The organism is uncultured Jannaschia sp. (assembly GCF_947494055.1).
Classification (GTDB): domain Bacteria; phylum Pseudomonadota; class Alphaproteobacteria; order Rhodobacterales; family Rhodobacteraceae; genus Jannaschia.
Window position 1 is genome coordinate 1 of record NZ_CANLTR010000090.1, and the last position, 4,963, is coordinate 4,963.

At 64.7% G+C, this 4,963-nt stretch carries 4 protein-coding genes and 1 pseudogene; 3 read left to right on the forward strand and 2 right to left on the reverse strand.

Annotated elements, in window-relative coordinates; all coding sequences use genetic code 11:
• Positions 1-383: 383 nt before the first annotated feature.
• Entirely contained in the window at positions 384-1,817 is a 1,434-nt protein-coding gene (locus Q1A87_RS22815; protein WP_299656960.1) for a PRC-barrel domain-containing protein, read from the reverse strand.
• A 293-nt stretch (positions 1,818-2,110) separates the two neighbouring features.
• Here Q1A87_RS22815 and Q1A87_RS22820 point away from each other — a divergent pair, with 293 nt between their 5' ends.
• The 3 genes from Q1A87_RS22820 (at position 2,111) to Q1A87_RS22830 (ending at position 4,614) form a co-directional block, all read left to right on the forward strand.
• A complete protein-coding gene (locus Q1A87_RS22820; RefSeq protein WP_299656963.1) occupies positions 2,111-2,668 on the forward strand; it encodes a phage holin family protein in 558 nt (185 codons plus the stop codon).
• A gap of 48 nt (positions 2,669-2,716) precedes the next feature.
• Positions 2,717-3,376: a DUF3618 domain-containing protein gene (locus tag Q1A87_RS22825; RefSeq protein WP_299656966.1), complete on the forward strand. Its 660-nt coding sequence runs from the start codon at positions 2,717-2,719 to the stop codon at positions 3,374-3,376.
• A gap of 320 nt (positions 3,377-3,696) precedes the next feature.
• Positions 3,697-4,614 carry a YihY/virulence factor BrkB family protein gene (locus tag Q1A87_RS22830; protein ID WP_299656968.1) on the forward strand — a complete coding sequence of 306 codons (918 nt, stop codon included), beginning with the start codon at positions 3,697-3,699 and terminating at the stop codon, positions 4,612-4,614.
• A gap of 108 nt (positions 4,615-4,722) precedes the next feature.
• Here the strand turns inward: Q1A87_RS22830 and Q1A87_RS22835 are convergent.
• Positions 4,723-4,963 (reverse strand): annotated as a pseudogene (locus tag Q1A87_RS22835) (hypothetical protein); the annotation flags it as partial.

The window sequence follows — 4,963 nt, forward strand, 5'->3', positions numbered from 1 at the left end:
GCTCAATGAACGAGCGACACCAGCTATGAAGAAGCAGGTGGACGCCAGTTCCTACACCACGCCCCGGGACACTACCACCTCTGTCTCGGTCATGCCGAGACGGAGACCGACATACCCCTTCTACACGAGGTCGGCTGGCAAAGGGATACGCGGATGGATTGGAAGATGGCCTGACGGTGGCGTCGTACATGGACAGGAGACTCGAAGCCTTCCATGCGGGCCGCGCGTTGCGAGCGCAGCCGGCCGACCCGCCGTTTGCGGCCTGCTCTCATGCTTGGCAGGCCATGTCTGAACGGCATAGGCGGACCCACACGAAGCGATATAAAACGACGAAAAAGACCGCCCCTTTCGGGACGGCCATTCTACCACCGCAGCGCGGTTCCTTATTGCGCTTCGGGCATCGCCTCGAGCTCTTCCTGCGTCGCGTCGATATAGGCGCGGATGTCGCCGGTCTCCGAGGTCAGGATCGACAGGCGATCGTAGGGCACCTGCACTTCTCGTTGACCGAGACCGAGGAAGCCGCCCATTTCGACGAGGACGCCCTCGATCTGGCCGTCGCTGCTTAGGATCAAATCGCCGATCTCGCCGATATCCTCGTCGTTGACGCCGTAGAGGTTGGACCCGGTCAGGGACTCGACCTCGAACTCGCCGGCCTGCGCGAGGTTGTAGCCTTCGCGCTCCACGGTCGGACCGCCGAGCTCGACCGGCGCCGTGGTCTCGACCGTGTCGCCTTCCGCAACCGGCATCTCGGTCTCGGCGGTGTCGGTCTCCGCAAGTGCCGGATCGGCGGTGACATCGGATGCGGGCGCTTCCGGCTCGGTCGATTCCGATTGTGCCACCGTCTCGGGCGCCGGCTCGGTTTCGGTCGGCTCCTCGGCCATCAGCGGCCGCGCGGCATCACCCTCGGTGGGCTCGGTGCTTGCCTGGTCGGTCGCGGACGCTTCGGATCCCGCGCCGGCCTCTTGGAAGGTCACCGTCGGCTCGCCGGACTGGACGAACTCGACCTGCGGCTCACCGGACGTGGTGACGTCGACCTGCGGATCGGCCTGCTCGAACCGGACCGTCGGCTCGGACCGCTCGATGGTGACGTCCGCCTCTTCGGTCGCCTCGGCCATCGTAACCACGGGCTCGCCGCGCGTCACAGTTACCTCGGCATCTTCCGTGGTCACGGCTTCGGGTGCGGTGCCGGGCTGGTAGGCCTGACCCGAGCGGTTGTCGGTCACCTCGAAGCCGCTGCTCTCGGCACCGTCCTCGACACGCTCCAGCTCCAGATCGACCTGCGGCGACGCCTGCGAGATGGAAATGCGCGGCTCGGCCTGCTCGACACGAACCGTCGGTTGCGCCGCACCGACCGAGACGTCGGGGTCGGGCATGGTGATGATGATCTCGGGGGCCGCCTGCTCGATCCGGATGGTCGGCGTCGGCATGTCGATCGTCACGTTTGCCGGGGCCTGACGGACGACGATCTCGCCCTGGCCTTCGGAGACGGTGACGGTCGGCGCGCCGGGCTCGATCTCCACGTCGGCCGGGCTTTCCTCCACCTCGACGCGCGGCGGCGTCTGGTCGAGCAGCACGCGGCCCTGGATGGTGACCTCGTCCTCGAGCCGGAGCGTCGTCTCTTCGGTCTCGGCGACGGTCGCGCTGGACTCGGACTGCGTCTCGCCCGACTGGCTTTGCGCTACGAACAGGCGCTCGTATTCGACGCGACAGGCCTCACCGTCGCCGGTCTCGACGATCTGCGTGATCTGGGCCTCGTCTGCCCCCTCGGGCAATTCGCTGGCGATTGCGGCCTGCAGGTTGGCACAGGCTTCTTCCACAGAAGTTTGCTGTGCCTGAGCAGAGAATGGAACGGCTAGAGCGGTACTTATAAGTAAGGTCGACAGTACAGATTTCATTGGAGGACCTACCAGGTTGATTTGCGTGATACATTCAACAAGGCAGCATCTGGAACTAAGGTTCCGGATTAATCGAGCCAGTTGATTTAAGTTAGCCATTCGGGCTGATCCGGAACGAACCGTCTGGCGATCGGTTAATATCGAACATGAAGCCGGGAATGACGGGATAATTCCGTCATGCCGGATTGTCCGAATTCTCGTTTCTGGAGTGATCAATGGCACACCCGACCGACCCCAATCGCCCTGCGGATCCCGCACGTCCGTCTCGCTCGGCTGGCGGGCTGGCCAGCGATGTCATGCGGCATGGCTCGAACCTGGTTCAGCAGGAGATCGAACTCGTCAAAGTCGAAATGTCCGAGAAGGCGGGGCAGCTCAAGGCCGCGATCGGCGAACTCATTGCGGGCACCGTGCTTTTGATGGTCTCGCTGGGCATTCTGCTTTCTGCCCTTGTCAGTGGCGTTGCGCGCCTGCTCGTCGGCATCTTTGGCGACGACTCCACCACGCGAGAGATCGTCGCCCTCGACGGGCTCGACGAAGGCCAGACCCGGGTGGTTACTGCGGTCAATCAGAATGTCGACGCCGCCCTCGACGCGGCACGAACGCTTCCGACTTACGAGGGGCTGGCAGCCCTGCTCGTCGGCGTCGTGTTTGCCGTCATCGGTGCCCTTCTCCTGCGCAATGGTCTGAGCAAGCTCGAGCCGGGGAACCTGGTTCCGGATCGCACGATCCGACAGGTCAAGAAAGACGGAGATTTGGCCCGGGACCAGGTCTGAGCCGCGCTGACCTCTTCAAATCCCCGTAATCAATCAAGGAGCCGGACAATGGCTGACAGTAATGACGACCAGAAGACCGCAAGCGAAGCCGAACGTGACGTCGAGGCGGCGCGCGCGAACCTGGCCGGGTCCATAAACAGCCTCGAAGCTCGCCTGAGTCCAGATGCACTCGTGGAACAGGGAATTGCGTATTTCCAGGGGAATGGTCGTCGACATCTCGATACATTGGTCCGAAACGCTCAAGCCAATCCGATCCCGCTTGTCCTGATCGGGATCGGGGTCGCATGGCTGGCGATGGGATCGAACCGTACGCGGAGAGCGAGCCAGGGGGCATTCGAACGGCACGTTCCGGAGAACCGCCTCTACGACCGTGACGATGACAGGCCGGCCTCGAACACCACCCCGTCGTCTTCGGGCCTTGGCGCAACCGATGCCTCCACGATGGGAGAACGGCCGCGAACGACGGGCGGCGCCACCAGCACGAGTGCTACGCGTTCAGGCGCGCCGGGCGATCCGCTGCCGTCATCCTCCTTCGCGACGGATACCGACTCCGCAACCGCCGACGATCCACTTCTGAAGGACGACGCCATCACGGAGCCGGTCGGATCGAAGCCAGCTAAGAACGTTGGCGCAGCCGCGGAAAAAGGCAAAGTATCGCTCAGCGACCCGATTGGGACCGCGCATAGCGACCGGGATAAAGACAAGTAGGCGCATGCGAAAGCAGACCATGAGGAGTCCGGGCGGGATCCGTTCACCGTACCGGTTCTTCTTGGGAGCCGCCGCGGCGTTGCCATCAACCCCGCTCCTGATGACAAGCTGCGAATTCGTGACGCTACACTAGTCGAGGGATCATGCGCAGACCATCCAGACCAAGCAGCCTGCGGGCCCTCGCCATGCTTACGGTCGCGGGCGGCCTCGCGGCCGTTCGCCAGCGACGGTACGATCGTGACGACGAGGATCCGGGTCCAGGCGATCCGAGGTCACCGCCCGTCTCGGAAGCCCCGTCGGAGCTACCGACACGTAGCTGGTTGGACGTCCTCAAGCGGACCTACGCGGAAATCACCAACGACCATGTCATGCTGGTGGCCGCGGGCGTGACCTTCTACGCGCTTCTGGCCCTGTTTCCGGCCCTCGCCGCGCTGGTCTCGATCTACGGGCTCTTCGCCGATCCGGCGACGATCCAAGGGCACATCACCGCGCTGGAAGGCGTCTTGCCCGGCGGCGCGATGGAGATCATCAGCGGCCAGCTCGAGTCGCTGGCCTCGCAGGGCTCGGCCGGGCTCGGGCTGGCCTTCGTCGCGGGGCTCGGCACGTCGCTCTGGTCGGCCAATGCCGGGGTCAAGTCGATCTTCGAGGCGCTCAACATCGCCTACGAGGAAGAGGAGACACGCGGCTTCATACGCCTGACGCTGACCTCGCTCGCCTTCACGCTGGGCGGGCTCGTCTTCGTGATCCTGGCCCTCGGCGCGGTGCTCGCGGTGCCGGCGATCCTGCAGAACATGGCCTTCGGTGCACAGCTCGAGGCGCTCGTGAACTGGCTTCGCTGGCCTGTCCTCCTGATTGTCGTCGCCGGTCTGATCGCGCTTCTTTATCGCTACGGCCCGTCCCGCGAACCGCCCGAGTGGCGATGGGTCAGCTGGGGCAGCGGGATCGCGGCGGTGCTCTGGCTGGTCTTCTCCGGGCTGTTCTCCTGGTACGCGTCGAACTTCGGCTCCTACGACGCGACCTACGGCTCGCTTGGCGCGGCGATCGGCTTCATGACGTGGATCTGGATCAGTACGATCGTCGTGGTGACCGGCGCGGAGCTGAACTCCGAACTCGAACACGAGACGACGGCCGACACCACGACCGGCCCGGAGAGGCCGATGGGCGCGCGCGGCGCCGTCATGGCGGACCGTGCCGCCGGCGGCTCGAAACGCGCCAAGCGCCGGGGCGACGGACTCTAGACGATCGCGAGCGGGACCCACGCAGGTTCGTTTTCCAAGCTTGTCGATCGTGGCGCCCGCAGCGATCCTCCTGAATGCGCAGCTTCTTGACGGGTAACTGGGCGACCATCAGGTTTTCAGCGCACCCGATCCGGCACCGTGTTGCCCCTCGATCGTGAATACCGCGCCAGTCGGTTCCAGCCGCAACTTGGATCGGCCGCCAAAGTATTCGCCGACGATGCGGTCGAGAATCGTGGATCCGAACCCGGTGCCAACGTTCGGCTCGGGGGCGGACCCGCCTTCCTCGCGCCATGTCAGGCGGAAGGCCTGCGCCGCGGCGCAACTCCAGTGCACGACGATGCGGCCTTCG